Annotated in this window: 18 protein-coding genes; 16 read left to right on the forward strand and 2 right to left on the reverse strand. The window is 40.0% G+C overall.

The features are described from left to right. Positions 1–6: 6 nt before the first annotated feature. From CR194_RS01040 to CR194_RS01050, 3 genes are read left to right on the forward strand one after another with little or no spacing between them, the layout of a single operon-like run. Positions 7–747: a (Fe-S)-binding protein gene (locus CR194_RS01040; protein WP_110607791.1), complete on the forward strand. Its 741-nt coding sequence runs from the start codon at positions 7–9 to the stop codon at positions 745–747. Further along, a complete protein-coding gene (locus tag CR194_RS01045; protein ID WP_110607792.1) occupies positions 738–2,171 on the forward strand; it encodes a LutB/LldF family L-lactate oxidation iron-sulfur protein in 1,434 nt (477 codons plus the stop codon). The genes CR194_RS01040 and CR194_RS01045 overlap by 10 nt, the downstream gene beginning before the upstream one ends. Then, positions 2,168–2,887, forward strand: a complete 720-nt coding sequence (locus CR194_RS01050; protein ID WP_110607793.1) for a LutC/YkgG family protein — start codon at positions 2,168–2,170, stop codon at positions 2,885–2,887. The genes CR194_RS01045 and CR194_RS01050 overlap by 4 nt, the downstream gene beginning before the upstream one ends. 77 nt (positions 2,888–2,964) lie before the next feature. On the opposite strand, the gene CR194_RS01055 is transcribed toward CR194_RS01050, so the two are convergent. Next, positions 2,965–3,609, reverse strand: coding sequence for an RsfA family transcriptional regulator (locus CR194_RS01055; RefSeq protein WP_110607794.1), 645 nt, complete (start codon positions 3,607–3,609; stop codon positions 2,965–2,967). 101 nt (positions 3,610–3,710) lie between these two features. Beyond that, the gene (locus CR194_RS01060) at positions 3,711–5,042 is read right to left on the reverse strand and encodes an AAA family ATPase (RefSeq protein ID WP_110607795.1); all 1,332 of its coding nucleotides are present in this window, start codon (positions 5,040–5,042) and stop codon (positions 3,711–3,713) included. Between the two features lie 208 nt (positions 5,043–5,250). On the opposite strand from CR194_RS01060, the gene CR194_RS01065 reads away from it, so the two are divergent. From CR194_RS01065 to ruvX, 13 genes are all read left to right on the forward strand, one after another. After that, positions 5,251–5,907 (forward strand): YczE/YyaS/YitT family protein, encoded by a 657-nt coding sequence (locus CR194_RS01065; RefSeq protein WP_233254184.1) that lies wholly within the window; start codon positions 5,251–5,253, stop codon positions 5,905–5,907. Beyond that, positions 5,891–6,310, forward strand: coding sequence for a cysteine metabolism transcriptional regulator CymR (gene cymR, locus CR194_RS01070; protein ID WP_110608931.1), 420 nt, complete (start codon positions 5,891–5,893; stop codon positions 6,308–6,310). The genes CR194_RS01065 and cymR overlap by 17 nt, the downstream gene beginning before the upstream one ends. 21 nt (positions 6,311–6,331) lie before the next feature. Then, positions 6,332–7,474, forward strand: coding sequence for a cysteine desulfurase family protein (locus tag CR194_RS01075; protein ID WP_110607796.1), 1,143 nt, complete (start codon positions 6,332–6,334; stop codon positions 7,472–7,474). A gap of 24 nt (positions 7,475–7,498) precedes the next feature. Continuing rightward, the gene (mnmA, locus tag CR194_RS01080; RefSeq protein WP_269845689.1) at positions 7,499–8,605 is read left to right on the forward strand and encodes a tRNA 2-thiouridine(34) synthase MnmA; all 1,107 of its coding nucleotides are present in this window, start codon (positions 7,499–7,501) and stop codon (positions 8,603–8,605) included. A gap of 78 nt (positions 8,606–8,683) precedes the next feature. Further along, entirely contained in the window at positions 8,684–9,349 is a 666-nt protein-coding gene (locus CR194_RS01085) for a tetratricopeptide repeat protein (protein ID WP_110607797.1), read from the forward strand. Between the two features lie 13 nt (positions 9,350–9,362). Continuing rightward, positions 9,363–11,678, forward strand: a complete 2,316-nt coding sequence (gene recD2, locus CR194_RS01090) for an SF1B family DNA helicase RecD2 (RefSeq protein WP_110607798.1) — start codon at positions 9,363–9,365, stop codon at positions 11,676–11,678. Between the two features lie 24 nt (positions 11,679–11,702). Next, a complete protein-coding gene (locus CR194_RS01095; RefSeq protein WP_110607799.1) occupies positions 11,703–12,173 on the forward strand; it encodes a PRC-barrel domain-containing protein in 471 nt (156 codons plus the stop codon). Positions 12,174–12,231: 58 nt separating this feature from the next. Further along, positions 12,232–12,420: a hypothetical protein gene (locus CR194_RS01100; protein WP_110607800.1), complete on the forward strand. Its 189-nt coding sequence runs from the start codon at positions 12,232–12,234 to the stop codon at positions 12,418–12,420. A gap of 27 nt (positions 12,421–12,447) precedes the next feature. Next, positions 12,448–12,639, forward strand: a complete 192-nt coding sequence (locus tag CR194_RS01105; protein ID WP_110607801.1) for a hypothetical protein — start codon at positions 12,448–12,450, stop codon at positions 12,637–12,639. A gap of 139 nt (positions 12,640–12,778) precedes the next feature. After that, the gene (locus CR194_RS01110; RefSeq protein ID WP_158282133.1) at positions 12,779–13,867 is read left to right on the forward strand and encodes an AI-2E family transporter; all 1,089 of its coding nucleotides are present in this window, start codon (positions 12,779–12,781) and stop codon (positions 13,865–13,867) included. 343 nt (positions 13,868–14,210) lie between these two features. Beyond that, positions 14,211–16,847: an alanine--tRNA ligase gene (alaS, locus tag CR194_RS01115; RefSeq protein ID WP_110607803.1), complete on the forward strand. Its 2,637-nt coding sequence runs from the start codon at positions 14,211–14,213 to the stop codon at positions 16,845–16,847. 98 nt (positions 16,848–16,945) lie between these two features. Next, positions 16,946–17,218, forward strand: coding sequence for an IreB family regulatory phosphoprotein (locus CR194_RS01120; RefSeq protein ID WP_110607804.1), 273 nt, complete (start codon positions 16,946–16,948; stop codon positions 17,216–17,218). Beyond that, a complete protein-coding gene (gene ruvX, locus CR194_RS01125; protein WP_110607805.1) occupies positions 17,215–17,631 on the forward strand; it encodes a Holliday junction resolvase RuvX in 417 nt (138 codons plus the stop codon). The genes CR194_RS01120 and ruvX overlap by 4 nt, the downstream gene beginning before the upstream one ends. Positions 17,632–17,636 lie beyond the last annotated feature (5 nt).

A 17,636-nucleotide genomic window follows, 5' to 3' on the forward strand; every position in this document is an offset into this window, starting at 1 on the left:
TATAAAATGAACGTTTCATTGTTTTTAACGTGTTTGGCTGATGTAGTTTATCCAGCGGCCGTAGGGAAGAGTACTGTAGAAATCCTTGAACGACTTGGTTGCGAGGTGGATTTTCCTAAAAAGCAGACGTGTTGTGGGCAACCGGCATTTAACAGTGGCTTTCACCGGGAATCTCGAGATGTAGCAAAACATATGATTAAAACTTTTGAAGAAGCAGAATATGTCGTTTCCCCTTCAGGCTCATGTGTAGCTATGTTAAAAGAGTACCCTCATTTATTTGAAGATGATACTGACTGGCAGGATCGAGCAGAGGAATTAGCAAACAAATCATTTGAATTAACACAATTCATCGTTGATGTTCTAAAAGTAGAGGATGTAGGAGCAGAATTGAATGCAAATGTGACGTATCACACATCCTGTCATATGACCCGTTTACTTGGTGTGAAGGAAGCTCCAATGAAACTATTGGAAAATGTGAAGGGATTACATTTCACTGAATTACCGAATAAACAACAATGTTGTGGTTTCGGCGGTACATTCAGTGTGAAGATGGTACCCATTTCTGAACAGATGGTAAATGAGAAGGTTCAACATATAGAAGAAACAGATGCAGACATATTAATTGGCTCTGATTTAGGGTGTTTGATGAACATAGGTGGAAGAATTGAACGTCAAGGAAAACCAGTTAAAGTGATGCATATTGCAGAAGTATTAAATAGCCGAGCGGAGGTGAAAACATGGGAATAAAAATAGGGAATGATAAATTCTTTGAGCGGGTAGATAAAGGAATTAACGATAAATTTATGCGCAAAGCAGTGGTAGAAGCGCAATCTCGTTTAGAAGGAAGAAAAACTCAAACGACTGAAGAGATGGGGAACTGGGAAGACTGGCGCGATCTCTCTGAAGAAATTCGGCAACACACTTTGGAAAATCTTGATTATTATTTAGATCAGTTTGTAGAAAATGTGGCAAAGCAGGGTGGTCATGTGTTTTTCGCAGAAGATGCGGCGGAAGCCAATGATTATATTACATCAATTGTAAAAAAGAAGGAAGCTAAGAATATCATCAAGTCAAAATCGATGGTCACAGAAGAAATAGGGATGAACGAAGCATTAGAAGAACTTGGATGTAATGTTGTGGAGTCTGACTTAGGAGAATGGATTTTACAATTAGACGACCACGATCCACCTTCTCATATCGTCGTACCTGCATTGCACAAAAACAAAGAGCAAATTAGAGATACTTTTCAAGAGAAAAGAAAATATGATAAATCTTCTGACCCGAATGAACTAGCGCAGTTTGCTCGTAAAGAGTTAAGAAAAGACTTCTTGTCAGCAGAAGTGGGCATTACAGGCTGTAACTTCGCTGTAGCAGAGTCAGGTACAGTTTCCTTAGTCACGAATGAAGGAAATGCGCGAATGGCCACAACTTTACCTAAAACACAAATTACCGTGATGGGGATGGAAAGAATCGTGCCTACATGGAAAGAGCTTGATATCCTAGTGAGTATGCTATGTCGAAGTGCTGTTGGTCAGAAACTAACCAGTTATATTACTGGACTTACTGCTTCAAAAGAAGAAGGAGATATTGATGGCCCTGAAGAATTTCATGTAGTGATTGTAGATAATGGACGCTCGAAAATTTTAGGTACGAAATTTCAGTCAGCATTACAATGTATCCGCTGTGCTGCGTGTATTAATGTGTGTCCTGTGTATCGACATGTAGGTGGGCATTCTTACGGGTCAATTTATCCAGGGCCCATTGGAGCGGTTCTTACACCACTATTAGAAGGATACGATGACCATAAAGAGTTGCCTTATGCTTCTACTTTATGCGCGGCATGTACAGAGGCATGTCCAGTGAAAATCCCATTGCATGAATTGCTTGTAGAACATCGGAAAGTCATTGTGGAGCAATCAGGCAAGTCCAGTTTTGGAGAAAAGCTAGCTATGAAAGGGTATGCCTTTGCAGCGAGTAACCCTGGCGTTTATAAAGTTGGTTCCAGTTCAGCACCCTCTTTTATTAGCTCTGTAGCTAAAGGAAAAGATGGTCATGGAAAAGGACCTGGACCGGTGAAAATGTGGACGGATATTCGTGATTTACCTGAACCTACCGGAGAGACGTTCAGGAAATGGTACGCGAATCGCGAGAAAGAGAGGGATCAATCATGACCACAGGATCCATTCATAATAAAGATAAATTTCTTAATAATGTAGCTAATCGCCTTGGCCGTAAAAGAAGAAAGGAAGGAGTAGAACTTCCAAAGTGGAGTAAACTTCCTCAATATGAAGTGTTTGACGGGTTATCACAAGATGAACTTCTCGCTCAATTTGTGTTGCAATGTGATAGTATTCATACAAACGTAGTCGTAACCTCTTTCGAAGAGTTAGGGAAAATTTTTCCCGAAGTGATTGAAGATTTAGGCGGTAAATCTATTGTTCATTGGAAAGATCCCAGGTTTCAAGAATATGGATTGCTAGAGGCTCTAAATAAAGAAAAAGAAGAAGGATGCTCGATTTATGAGTGGAATCCTGATCTTGGCCAGCGTAATATCGACAAAGCTGAACAAGCGAACATTGGCATTACTTTTTCAGATGTGACCTTAGCTGAGTCGGGAACAGTGGTATTGCATAGTGATAATGGAAAAGGTAGGTCTGTCAGTCTTCTACCAGAGAAATATTTAGCGATTATTCCTAAAAGTACGCTTGTTCCACGGATGACGCAAGCGACAGATAAAATCCATGATATAGCAAAAGAGAATGGAAGAATGCCTTCTTGCATCAATTTTATTTCTGGACCAAGTAACTCTGCAGACATTGAATTGCGTTTGGTTGTTGGAGTTCATGGGCCTGTTAAAGCAACGTATATTGTAGTGGATGATAGGTAATATCTAGTAGGATACTAAAAAAAGTGCATGCCTTGAGGCGTGCACTTTGTCTATTGAAGGATTGTTGAAACCTTCTGTTATTTGGCAACTTTCTCTAAGTTTCCGTTTTTATCCATTCTGAAAGCTGCTGCTTGTCTACTATCTGGGTCTTCTTCTAAAATGGTCATTCTTCTAGCACGATCCATGATTTGAATGATTGATTGGTAATCCTCTTCTATTCCCTGATACTGTTGTTTTAAATGAGAGTAGGAATCTTTCAAATCAGCCAATTTTTGCTTTAATTCATTATTTTCCTGCTCCAATAGACTTGCTTTCGACCCAGTTCCTTGCATGGATTTCAAGAACGAAATCACTTCGTCCAACGTAAGCTCTTGATTTGGCTTGGTCGTAGCCTGAGTTGAAACGAAAACTGGTGAATCTTCCATAAATGAAGTCGGTTCAACTTTCGATAATGGTGGCTGGTACATTTGCGGTTTAGAATCATGTGCTTGCTGTCGCTTCCTTTGTTTCCTATGTTTCTTTGCTAGTTTGATTGCTTCATCATATTTATCTCTCACAACAGCATTCCAACGAAAGCCACATGCAGCTGACGTGCGATTCAAAGCATCTCCTACCTCATCGAAAGCATTTAACTGCGTACTTCCTTCGCGAATATGACGTAACACCGTTTCGGCTAGTAACAGGTCGTCTTCATGCGACCATGCATCTTGTCTCACTTTCATTTTGTCCATTCCTTTCATACTAATCTTAATCTGTATCGTTTCTATTAAGATGGACAAAGAATCTAGAAAATATACTAAACTAACCTGCGTAGCCGAAAAAACTAGTGTTTATCCTTCGTTTTCCTATCAGAAAAATAATCCAAACGTTTTTGGACAGTCTTTTCATAACCACTTCCAGAAGGATGATAGAACGTCCTCCTCTTTAAATGGTCAGGAAGGTATTGTTGAACAACGTAATGGTTCTCATAGTGGTGAGGATATAAATATCCTTCTCCGTGACCAAGTTTGGAAGCCCCTTTGTAATGAGCATCTCGAAGGTGAACAGGAACCTCACCTGATTTCTCTTTTTCTACGGTTTGCAAAGCTTCGTCAATACCTTTAATCACGGCATTGCTTTTAGGGGCAGTGGCCAAATAAAGAGCGGCTTCCGCTAACGGAATTCGGGCTTCAGGCATTCCAATAAATTCCACTGCTTGGAAAGCCGCCTGAGCGATCAGAAGGGCATTTGGGTCTGCCAAACCTACATCTTCTGCAGCGTGAACGTATAGCCTTCTGGCTATAAATCGTGCATCTTCTCCTGCATAAATCATTTTAGCAAGCCAGTATAGGGTCGCGTCCGGGTCTGAGCCGCGAATACTTTTAATAAAAGCTGAGATCGTATCATAATGATTATCACCTGCTTTGTCGTAACGAATCATTCTCTTTTGGATAGAAGCCTCGGCTGTCTCTAAGTCGATGTGAATCACATCATGATCATCAGGGTCTGTCGTTAAAACAGCCAACTCAATAGCATTTAATGCCGTTCTTGCATCGCCATTTGAAATGTTAACAATATGATCATATGCCTCATCCGTAATTTGAATGGAGTAATCGCCGAACCCTCGATCTTTGTCAGCTATGGCTTGTTTGATCACGCGAATAACTTCATTGTCTGTGAGTGACTGTAAACGAAAAAGTCGGGAGCGGGAGATCAAGGCAGGATTTACCTCAAACATCGGATTCTCTGTCGTTGCTCCAATTAAGACGACTGTCCCATCTTCTACGTAAGGCAACAAGGCATCTTGTTGACCTTTGTTAAATCGGTGAATCTCGTCAATAAACAACACGGTTTTTTCTTGATCAAACTTTAATCGGTCTTTTGCTTTTTGAACGATTTCTCTCACATCTTTGATCCCAGCTGTGACTGCGTTTAGTTGATCAAACCGAGCTGACGTGGTGTTTGCGATTACGCGGGCTAGCGTTGTTTTCCCAGTGCCTGGAGGACCATGGAAAATCATCGGTGTCAGCCGATCTGCTTCAATAGCTCGTCTTAATAGTGTACCTTGGCCAATAATGTGTTCTTGACCGATGACTTCTTCTAATGTTCGCGGTCTCATCCGAGAAGCTAAAGGTCCTTTTGGTTGCTGATTGCTCGAGTAATTAAATAAATCCACGTAATGACCACCTTTTTATTGTGAAGTTGTATAAGTTGTTTGCAATTTTCGTTCATCATCGGTAAAATGCAATTGCTTATGCGTCTTTCCTTGGTATCACTCGGTTCTATATGGAACAGAATTTCTATTTCTATGCTATAATGAAATTTAGATATGAACAAGATTTACGTTCTTACATTGAATAGATTTGCGAGAGGATTGACGCTTCGTGTCTTTAATAAATGATTATTTTAACTCAGAAACGCCTTGGTTTCGGTGGGGCGTTTTTCTCATTGGTATTATTATTATGAGCTTCGGAATTGCTTTAATGATTACTGCTGAATTAGGTAGCGCACCTTGGGATGTTTTACACATCGGTCTGACCAATCATTTCGGATTGACGATCGGAACTTGGACGGTGATTATGGGATCTTTACTCCTGTTGCTTTCTACATTTATCTCAAAAGAGTGGCCAAAGTTAGGCGCTTATTTAAATATGATTTTCGTTGGGATGTTTGTTGACATATTTTTAATTTTATTGCAAACTCCTCCGTCTCTCATGGCAAAAGGATTTATGCTGATTCTAGGCATTATCATAATGGGCTTTGGTATCGGAGTGTATATTTCGCCGAGGTGTGGAGCTGGGCCTAGAGACAGTGTGATGCTTGCCATTTCCCATAAAACAGGAGCATCAGTAGCAAAAGTAAGAATTTTTATGGAGATACTTGTATTAGCCCTCGGATGGACTTTAGGAGGGCCAGTATTTATTGGCACGATCTTATTTAGTTTATTGATTGGTCACATTACAGGAATATCCTTGAACTTTTGTCAGCATTGGATAGATAGAAGAATGGAAAGAGGGATGAATGTTGAAAATATCAACTAAAGGTCGATATGGATTAACAATTATGATTGCACTAGCTAAAAAACACGGAGAAGGGCCTACCTCATTGAAGTCGATTGCCCAAGACCATAACTTATCAGAGCATTATTTAGAGCAACTTATTGCGCCTCTTCGAAATGCTACGTTAGTTAAAAGTGTGCGTGGAGCCTATGGTGGCTATATGCTGTCTAAGAATCCAGAAGAGATTACAGCGGGTGATATCATACGTGTGTTAGAAGGACCGATTACACCAGTTGAAATTATTGATGACGAAGAGCCGGCAAAGCGAGATTTGTGGATTAAAATACGTGATGCTGTAAAGGACGTTCTAGATTCCACAACATTGGACGATTTAGCGAACTATAAAGGTGATGCGGGTCAAGAAAATTACATGTTTTATATTTAAGATCTAAAGGTGTGAAGCAAAATGGAAAGAATTTATTTGGATCATGCGGCTACATCGCCGATCCATCCAGAAGTATTAAAAAGTATGCAGCCATATTTTGAGACGTTTTTTGGTAACCCGTCTAGTATCCATCATTACGGAAGAGAATCAAGACGAGGGCTGGATGAAGCAAGAGAGTTTATTGCACGTGCGATAAACGCTTCTTTTGATGAAATCATTTTCACAAGTGGCGGAACTGAAGCAGATAACCTGGCGATTATTGGCTATTCAAAAGCTAATCAACATAAAGGAAAGCACCTAATCACGACAAAAGTAGAACACCATGGCGTTCTCCATGCCTTTGAGTATCTTGAGAAACAAGGTTTTACGGTCTCCTATTTAGATGTTAACGATAAAGGGGAAGTTGCAGTCAATGATTTGTTGGCAACTCTTAGAGAAGAGACAATTCTCGTTTCTGTCATGTTTGGCAACAACGAAGTGGGAACCATTCAACCAGTAGCAAAAATAGGCCAAGCATTAAAAAACCACCAAGCTGTTTTTCATAGCGACGCTGTTCAGGCGGTGGGTATGGAAGACATCGACGTAAAATCTCAGGGTATTGATCTCATGGCAGCTTCAAGTCATAAATTGAATGGGCCAAACGGTATGGGATTCCTATACGCGAGACAAGGTATGACCCTGTCGCCTCTTCTGTACGGAGGAGAACAAGAAAGAAAGCGTCGCGCTGGTACTGAAAATGTTCCTGCGATCGCTGGGATGAGAAAAGCCCTTGAGATAACTATCAATGAGAGAGACCAGCGGAAAGAACAATACCGACATTATAAACAGATCATCCTTTCTGTTTTTAACGAAGAAAAGATCGATTATCATGTTAATGGGGCGGATGAGAATGGTTTATCTCATATTTTAAATGTGAGTTTCCCAGGAATCAATATTGAATCTATTCTGATGAACCTTGATTTAGAAGGAATTGCTGTTTCAAGTGGTTCTGCCTGCACAGCCGGTTCCATTGATCCTTCCCACGTTTTAACGGCTATGTTTGATGACGTGAACAGAAGTCATTCTGCTGTCAGATTTAGCTTTGGTTATGGAAATGACGATGAACAAGTGAAGAAAGCCGCCACAACGACTGCAAAAGTTATTCGCAGGTTGGCAAGGCTATGATGATACATTTAGGAGGTGAGTGATATGGACACTCACATGAATCAGAAAGAAAAAAAAGACACTCGCATTATTGTCGGTATGTCAGGAGGAGTAGATTCCTCGGTCACCGCACATTTATTAAAAGAGGAAGGATACCAAGTCATTGGCATCTTCATGAAAAATTGGGATGATACAGATGAAAATGGTGTATGTACGGCTACAGAAGATTACAATGACGTTATTCGCGTGTGTAATCAGTTGGACATTCCTTATTATGCGGTAAATTTTGAAAAGCAGTATTGGGATAAAGTATTTACGTACTTTTTAGATGAATATAAATCGGGGCGAACACCAAATCCTGACGTGATGTGTAACAAAGAAATCAAGTTCAAAGCTTTCTTAGATCATGCGATGTCTTTAGGTGCTGATTATGTGGCTACGGGACATTACGCAAGGGTAAGACGTACCGGCGAAAAGGTCGAATTATTAAGAGGAATCGATCAAAACAAAGATCAAACGTATTTCTTAAATGCTCTCAGTCAAGATCAGTTGCAGCACGTATTGTTTCCATTAGGTGAAATAGAAAAGCCAAGAGTGAGAGAAATTGCTCGAGAAGCAGAACTTGCAACCGCAACAAAAAAGGATAGCACGGGAATTTGTTTCATTGGAGAACGAAATTTTAAAGAGTTTCTAAGCCAGTACTTACCAGCGCAGCCAGGTAATATGGAAACACTCGATGGCGAAGTAAAAGGAAAGCACGATGGTTTGATGTACTATACCCTTGGACAAAGACAAGGTCTTGGCATCGGCGGAGCTGGAGAACCTTGGTTTGTAGTTGGAAAAGACTTAAAGAAAAATGTCCTTCTTGTTGGTCAAGGATTTCATCACCCAGCATTATACTCCGAAGGGCTAGTGGCTGAAGGACTTAACTGGGTTTCCGGAAATGCGCCAAAGGAGTCATTTACATGCACAGCGAAATTCCGTTATCGCCAACAAGATCACGGTGTGAAAGTTGAGCCATTAGAAAGTGGTCATGTGAAAGTTTGGTTTGATGAACCTGAACGTGCTGTCACACCTGGGCAGTCTGTTGTATTTTATGATGGAGATATTTGTTTAGGCGGTGGAACGATTGATGTAGTAATCAAGGACTGATGAGACAGTGGGTCAGTCCTTTTCTGTGTCACCTAAACAAATGATTTTTTGAGAATCGAATGGAGGAGTGAGGACGATATGGATAAAAATGAACAAGCCGTAAAAGAAATGCAAGAAGGAAATATCGAAGAAGCAGCGAAATTGTTGAATGAAGCGATAGAAGAAAATCCAACAGATGCTATTGCCTATACTAACTTTGGGAATTTATTATCGGCTGTCGGGGAAGAAGATCGGTCGATTGTTTTTTATGAAAAAGCGATTGAATTAAATGAGGAACTGGCTGCTGCCTATTATGGCAAGGGAAATGTTTATTTTAATCAAGAAAAGTATAAAGATGCGATTGATTTGTATCAGGAAGGAATTAACCACGGTCTACATGAGGGTGATGTTTATTACATGCTTGGTATGAGTTTTTACCAGCTGGGAGATTTCTTAAGAGCTCTTCCTAGTTTGAGCCGCGCGGTAGAACTGAACGAAGAAGATATCGATGCCCGGTTTCATTATGGGATGAGTTTAGCTCAAATGGAACAAGTAGAAGAGGCGATCATTCAATTTGAAAAAGTGATCGAACAGGATGATCAGCATGCCGACTGTGTCTTTAATCTAGGTGTAGGCTACGCATTCAAAGATGATGCAGTTACAGCATTAGCTATGTTTGAAAAGGCTTTGGCTATTCAACCAGACCATGCCTTAGCTGCCAACGGAAAAAAACAAATGCAAGGAATCCTTAGCGAAGAATCATGAAAGTAGGGAAGAGATGGATCAATCGAATGAAGAAAACAAAGATTATATAAAAGGAGAGCTTCTTCATTTGATTTTTCATAACGAGGATACTCTCTATACTGTAGCTAAAATGCGTGTAAATGAAGCGGCTGTCAAGCTTGATGATAAAGAAGTGACAGTGGTTGGGATGATGTCTGAACCTGAGAGAGATCTCACCTATTTATTTCACGGTACATTTACCGATCATCCCCGTTTTGGACGTCAGTACAAGTTCGATCAATTCCAAAAAGTGATGCCTGAAACGAAACAGGGTATTATTTTGTACTTGTCTAGTGACCGTTTTCCAGGAATCGGTCGGAAAACAGCTGAAGCTATCGTAGGAAGCTTGGGCGTCCATTGCATTTCAATGATTCTAGAAAATCCGTCTGTTTTAGACACAGTTGAAAAAATAAAGCCTGAGAAAGCTACAGAAATATACGAAACATTACTTGAAGATCAAGGAATTGAACAAGTCTTATTAAAACTATATGAATTCGGTTTTGGTGTTCAACTTGCCATGAAAGTTTATCAAGCTTACCAAATTGAAGCATTGAAAATCATTCAGGCCAATCCGTATCGAATGGTAGAGGATGTCCAAGGGATTGGATTTACTAAAGCGGATCTGATTGGTCGAAAACAAGGGTTAACAGGGAGTCATCCAGACCGTTTAAAAGCGGCGATTCTGTTTGTTCTTCAAGATCAATCCCTTAGCGAAGGACATGTGTATGCTCTGAATGAAACGATTGTGCAAGAAGCAAAAGATTTGTTGGAAAAAGGTTCTTACGACAACATATCACCAGCTGATATTGCCGAACAAGTGATTGCTTTAGGAGAAGAAAGTAAAATTATTGTGGAAGACAATCGCATGTATATGCCGTCGCTTTATTTTGCCGAAAAGGGGATTGCATCAAATCTGCAACGGTTACTTTCAAATAAAAAAGAAATGGATGAATTTCCTGAGTCAGAGTTTCTAAAAGAACTTGGTAAAGTTGAAGAAGATCTGGGTATCAGCTATGCACCTTCTCAAAAGGAAGGGATACAACAAGCGTTGCATTCACCTTTGATGATTTTGACTGGTGGGCCTGGTACAGGTAAAACCACGGTGATAAAAGGGCTGATTGAAGTAATCGGTCAGTTAAAGGGGATCTCAGTAGATCCTACCGAATATCGTGATAAGAAAAAAACATTTCCAATCCTCATGGCCGCCCCGACTGGCCGGGCAGCAAAAAGAATGACAGAGTCAACGGGGCTCCCTGCTTCGACGATTCATCGAATGCTTGGCTACAAAGGAGTCGATGGGGAATACTTTGAAAAAGATGAAGAGGATCAACTAGAAGGGGAATTGCTCATTTTAGATGAGATGTCTATGGTGGATACTTGGTTAGCTAATCAATTATTAAAAGCAGTGCCAAATGATATGCAAGTCATTTTCGTGGGAGACGAAGACCAATTGCCTTCAGTAGGACCGGGCCAAGTATTAGCAGACTTATTAGACTCTGGTTTGATCCCATCAGTACAGCTAGTTGATATTTATCGCCAGTCAGAAGGATCTAAAATAATCGAGTTCTCTCACCAAATTAAACATGGAGAATTACCAGAAAATATTGATCAAAATAGTAAAGATCTACGGTTTTTTCCGTGCGATCAAGAAAAAGTTCCTGAGGCTATTAAGCAAATATGTGAACGAGCTGTTGCAAAAGGATTTAGAGCAAAGGATATTCAAGTTCTTGCCCCAATGTATCGGGGGGTGGCAGGTGTTGAAAACTTAAATGATATGCTGCAGACTCTTTTTAATCCTAAAACTGATCAAAGAAGAGAAGTCCCTTTTGGAGAGGTAGTGTATCGCGTAGGCGATATGGTATTGCAACTGGTGAATAACCCTGAAGATAACGTGTATAACGGTGATAGAGGAGAAATTGTTTCGATCTTTACTGAAAAAGAAAATGTTGAAAAGCAATTGCAAATTGTTATTTCTTTTGACGGGGAAGAGGTCGTATATACAAAGCCTGACTTAACTCAAATTACTCATGCTTATTGCTGTTCTATTCATAAGTCGCAAGGGAGTGAATTCCCCATTGTAATCATGCCCGTAGTTAAAGGATATTATCGCATGTTAAGGAAAAAGTTAATTTACACAGGCATTACAAGAGCAAAGGAATTCCTCTTACTGTGTGGTGATTGGAAAGCTCTTGAGCTAGCTGTAGAAGCAAATCGCGATTTGAGGCGAAATACAACCTTGCAAGAAAAAATTAAAGATTCACGATTGGAAATGGAATACATGAATGAATCAAAGGGTGCTACCAAAGACTAAGAATGTTCGAAGGGGGAGAGGTCCTTGAGAACATTTGAAAAGGTCAAGGGAGCACCCATTTTTCATTGGAAAAATCATCGATTCATCGGGACAATAGCCGATCTGACATATTGTATGTTGGAGGGAAAAATTACAGGCTATTGGATTGAAAATCATAAATGGTGGTCGAAAAAACATGTTCTGCCAATTTCAAACTTGTCAATAGAGGAGAAACAAAGCTATTTTGTTGGAAATGTTGATCCTCTTTTACCAATAAGGTCTTCAGAGAAACGATTCCTTCATGGTAAGAACAGACTCATTGGTCGATCAGTGAGGCAGCATGATGGGGGGATGATTGGAATCGTTGAGGACGTATATTTTTTGCCAGATTCGGGCAAAATCTTAGGGTATGAACTAACAGAAGGTTTGTTCGAAGACGTTAAACTTGGAATTAAGGTAGTAAAGACTGAACATTTTTCCATTGATCACAAAGATCAGGCGTTAGTTCTGTCTTAACTATCTGCAAGTCAAGGTCTTTCACAGCAGATCAATTCTATCCTGGGAGTGGTGTCACATGAGGTGCCCGAATTGTCTCGGCAAAGATATTGGCAAGATTGGAACAAATCAATACTATTGTTGGACGTGCTTTATTGAACTGTCCATTTCTGATGGCCAATTCCACCTCCACCAAGTGGAACCGGATGGATCGTTAAGCTCCCTTGACGATTTATTTGCCGAAGACGAACGTCAAGTTGATTTGTAAATTGTGAAAAGATCGGGGGTGATCGCCATGAGAACCCTGGCATCCATAGTTGCAATTGGAGCTGGTGCCTATGCATTCACAGCTTCAATGGATCGTAAAACAAAAAAACGCTGGAAAAAAAGAATTTCCTCAGTGGATTTGTCCATGTTCGAAGATTTAATGCCTGAAAAACGAACAATGAAACGAATGAGAAAACAAATGAACAAGGCTTTTTCTTGATAGTTTAACTGCGGAGAGGCAGACGGGAAAGAATACGTCTGTCTTTTATTTCTTGGTTGTGTTTATGATTTTTCAGTAGCGATATACCAGTGCAAAAGAGGCTATGGCTTTGGAAGCGCACGATGAAGGAGGGAATTCAGTGGAAAACAGTAACTCAGAACAGTTAAAGCGTTGGATATATGGTATGATTCTCATCCTTTTAACTGGCTTGATCATTGTTGCCCTAATTTTACTTGTTCAATATATACTTCCTTTGTTAAAGCCTGTATTTAAAGTGTTAAGTCCTTTTATTATCTCTGCCTTCATTGTATACTTATTCCATCCATTGGTGGAAACGCTAGAATCAAAAAAAGTCCCTAGACCTCTGTCAATTCTATTGTTCTTTTCAATTTTTCTTGTCTTGTTTATTGTAGTTATATTAAAAGGAACACCATATGTAGTGGAAGAAGTAGAATCATTCTTAGATCAGTTGCCCATGATGGCCAAAACATACCGAGAATTCATCGAAACCGTCTATCAACGTGTAACCTTTCTCCCTGAAGCTTTTCAACAACAACTGGATCAGTGGGTACATCGTGGAGAAGCATGGATTGCTGAGGCTATTGAAGAGATGGGTTCTTTTCTTATGAAATTAGTGGATTGGACCCTTTTATTAATTGTGATTCCGTTCATCGTTTTTTACGGATTGAAAGACTTTCCTCTTCTTAAGAAGGCATCATGGTATTTAACACCGAAACGAATGAGAAAACAAGGAAAGGAATTAGCAAAAGAATTAGATCAGGCGCTAGGTGCATATATTCGAGGACAAATTTTAATTTGTGTCATTGTAGGTCTGTTATCATGGATTGGTTTTTGGATTATTGACATGCCTTATGGAGCATTGCTTGCAATTCTGATTGGCCTGACTAATATTATCCCTTATTTTGGACCAATTATAGGGTCTGTTCCTGTGATCTTATTATCACTTACAGAATCTTTCCAACTTTTAATTCTAGGATTGGTCGTCGTTTTTGTTGTTCAAATCATTGAGGGGAATGTTTTAGCTCCTGTTATAGTGGGAAAAAGTATTCATACACATCCACTATTAATTATCTTTGCATTAATAATAGGAAACGAAATGGCCGGGGTTATAGGGCTCATTCTTGCTGTCCCTATTTTGGCAGTGATAAAAGTTTTTGCACTTCATTGGAGGAAAGTGATCCGAAACCGTAAAGGGATCTATGATTGACAAATTCAAGACAGATTTCTATAATAACTGATATACATATGTGAATTTGATGACGGAGAAGAATAATCAAAGCCCATTCAAGTGAAGTTTACCTCCTTTTAATGGAAAGACTTGGCTGCAGAGAAGAATTTCCTAGGCTGAAAGAAATTCAGAATGAAGAGGGATTATTTGCTACTCCTGAAAGCAGACTAAAATCTGCCGGTTGCGCGATCGTTATTCGTGATTGAGGTGACAAGATAGTATATTTTATCTTGTAACTAGGGTGGTAACGCGTGAATACATTCTCGTCCCTTTTTCTGAGGGAGGAGTTTTTTTATGCTAAAAATAAAGAGGAGGAAGAAAGATGAAAGCATTAAATTCAGCAGAAGTACGGCAAATGTTTCTTGATTTTTTCAAGGAAAAAGGACATAGCATAGAACCGAGTGCTCCCCTTGTTCCACATGAAGATCCTTCATTACTGTGGATTAACAGTGGGGTTGCAACGCTAAAAAAATACTTTGACGGTCGTGTCATTCCGTCAAATCCGAGAATCGCAAACGCTCAGAAATCCATTCGTACGAATGACATTGAAAACGTAGGAAAGACGGCAAGACACCATACTTTTTTTGAGATGCTGGGAAATTTTTCGATCGGTGAGTACTTCAAGAAAGAAGCGATTCATTGGGCGTGGGAGTTTCTTACAAGTGAGAAGTGGATAGGGTTCGATCCTGAAAAATTAGCTGTAACGATCTATCCAAATGATGATGAAGCGTTCAACATTTGGCATGAAGAAATTGGTTTACCTGAAGATCGCATCATCCGATTGGAAGAAAACTTCTGGGACATCGGCGAAGGCCCTTGTGGACCTAATACAGAAATCTTCTATGATCGCGGAGAAGCGTACGGAAATGATCCAGATGATCCGGAAATGTTTCCTGGGGGAGAAAACGAACGCCATTTAGAAATTTGGAACCTTGTTTTTTCTCAATTTAATCATAACCCTGATGGAAGTTATACTCCTCTACCTAAGAAAAACATTGATACAGGTATGGGGCTTGAGCGAATGGTTTCTGTCATTCAAGATGCGAAGACTAATTTTGATACAGATTTATTTACACCCATTATTGGTTTAACAGAAGAAATTTCAGGAAAGTCTTATGGTAAGTCCGCTGAACAAGATACGGCATTTAAAGTCGTAGCAGATCATATTCGAACGGTGACGTTTGCGGTGTCAGATGGTGCTCTTCCATCCAATGAAGGTCGAGGGTATGTTTTGCGTCGTTTGCTGCGCAGAGCCGTCCGTTATGCTAAACACTTGGATATCCATGAACCGTTTATGTATAAACTTGTTTCTGTTGTGGGAACAATCATGAAAGATTTCTATCCTGAAGTGGTTGAAAAGCAAGAATTCATCCAAAAAGTTGTTCGTACAGAAGAAGAACGATTCCACGAAACGTTAAATGACGGTTTAACAATGTTGAACAAACTCATTGAAAAAGCGAAAACGAACCGTGAAGAGACAATATCTGGTGCAGACAGTTTCCGTTTATACGATACTTACGGATTTCCGGTTGATTTAACGGAAGAGTATGTGGAAGAAGCAGGATTAAAACTAGACAGGAAAGCGTTCGAAACAGAGATGGGAAAGCAACGAGATAGAGCTAGAGCAGCGAGACAAGATTCAGGGTCTATGCAATTACAAGATGAAGTGTTAGGAAGCATTCAAGAGGAAAGTCATTTCGTCGGTTACAATCAACTTGAATCGGAGGCAACTGTCAAAGCTATTGTAAAAGATAAATCTCTTGTGAATCAGGCAATTGCCGGGGATGACGTCCAAATCGTGTTAGACTATACACCTTTTTATGCTGAAAGCGGAGGACAGGTTGCCGATAAAGGACAGTTATCGAATGAAGAAGTTGTTCTAGAAGTATCCGATGTAAAAAAAGCACCAAACGGGCAAAATCTTCATACAGCAAAAGTGGTGTCGGGGGCATTGAAATTGGAGGCCGTCCTTCATGCCAAAGTAGAAAATATCGCTCGAACAGCTATTGTTAAAAATCACACCGCTACACATTTGTTGCATCAAGCATTAAAAGATGTTCTAGGTGACCACGTGAACCAGGCTGGATCTTTAGTTCAACAAGATCGTCTTCGATTTGACTTCTCCCACTTCGGCCAATTGTCTGAAGATGAAACGGAGCAAATTGAAGAAATTGTAAATGAAAAAATCTGGGCCGGAATTGCCGTTCAAACGATGAATAAATCTCTAACAGAAGCGAAAGAAATGGGAGCTATGGCTTTATTCGGTGAGAAGTATGGTGACGATGTTCGCGTGGTGAAAGTATCTGATTACAGTTTAGAGCTTTGTGGAGGTTGTCACGTTCAAAACACAGCGGAAATCGGACTGTTTAAAATTGTCTCAGAAGCAGGAATTGGTGCAGGGATTCGTCGAATAGAAGCTGTGACAGGTAAAAAAGCATATGAATTTATGAATGGCCAAGTGGATAAACTTCGTGAAGCGGCTACGCTCTTGAAGACAAACCTGACTGACGTTCCTTATCGAGCAGAACAACTTCAGAAACAACTGAAAGAGTCGGAAAAGGAAAACGAATCACTATCTGCTAAATTAAGTCAATTGCAAGCTGGCAATTTACTTGATGATGTTCAAGAAGTAGACGGGGTTAAATTACTCGTGAAAAAAGTGAACGCTTCCGATATGAATGCTCTTCGTAAGATGGTTGATTCATTAAAAGAGAAGCAAGACTCAGGTATTCTTGTGTTAGCCTCTGTAAATGGCGAAAAAGTAAGCATTGTAGCAAGTGTTTCAAAAGATTTAGTACAAGCAGGGCATCATGCCGGTAACATTGTAAAAGAAGTCGCCTCAATATGTGGTGGCGGAGGGGGAGGTCGTCCAGATATGGCTCAGGCTGGTGGAAAGAACCCGGGTCAAGTGGATGAAGCTCTAAAAGTTGTTCCTGAATTACTAAAAAGAAATGTCTAATTGACCGAGAATCGTGTACAATAGTAGACAAGTATGAAATTGAAATTGGAACGGTCTGAGAACCTTTTCTTTCAAAGTAGAAGAGAGGTGTGGGTATTATGAGTTCGATGGACAATACAATGAAGTTTAATTTAGACGACGATTCAATGGATGAGGACGTAAAAGATGTCCTGCTAAAGGTTTACTCTTCCCTTGAAGACAAAGGATACAACCCAATTAATCAAATTGTCGGCTATCTTTTGTCAGGGGATCCTGCTTATATCCCCCGTCATAATGATGCACGCTCCCTCATTAGAAGAATCGAACGAGATGAGCTGATTGAAGAGTTAGTTCGCTCATATTTAGCTCAGCATCAAAAGGAGAATTCATGAAAGTTCTAGGTTTAGATGTAGGAACTAAAACAATCGGTGTCGCTTTGAGCGACGCCTTAGGCTGGACAGCTCAAGGGATTGAAACAATTAAAAGAAATCCCAATAATCCAGAAGAAGATTTAGAAAGAATCGATAAATTAATAAAAGAAAATGATGTATCAAAAATTGTTGTAGGGTTACCAAAAAATATGAATGGAACCATTGGTCCTAGTGGAGAAGCTTGCCAGTCTTTTGCTAAAGAACTAGAAGACAGGACAAGTCTTACCATTGATTTGTGGGATGAAAGACTGACAACCGTCGCAGCGGAGCGGATGCTTGTGTCGGCTGATGTCAGCCGTAAGAAAAGAAAAAAAGTCATTGATAAAATGGCAGCTGTCTTGATCTTGCAAGGATATCTCGATCGACAGTCATAAAGAAG

The organism is Salipaludibacillus keqinensis, from assembly GCF_003226325.1.
Lineage (GTDB): Bacteria > Bacillota > Bacilli > Bacillales > Salisediminibacteriaceae > Salipaludibacillus > Salipaludibacillus keqinensis.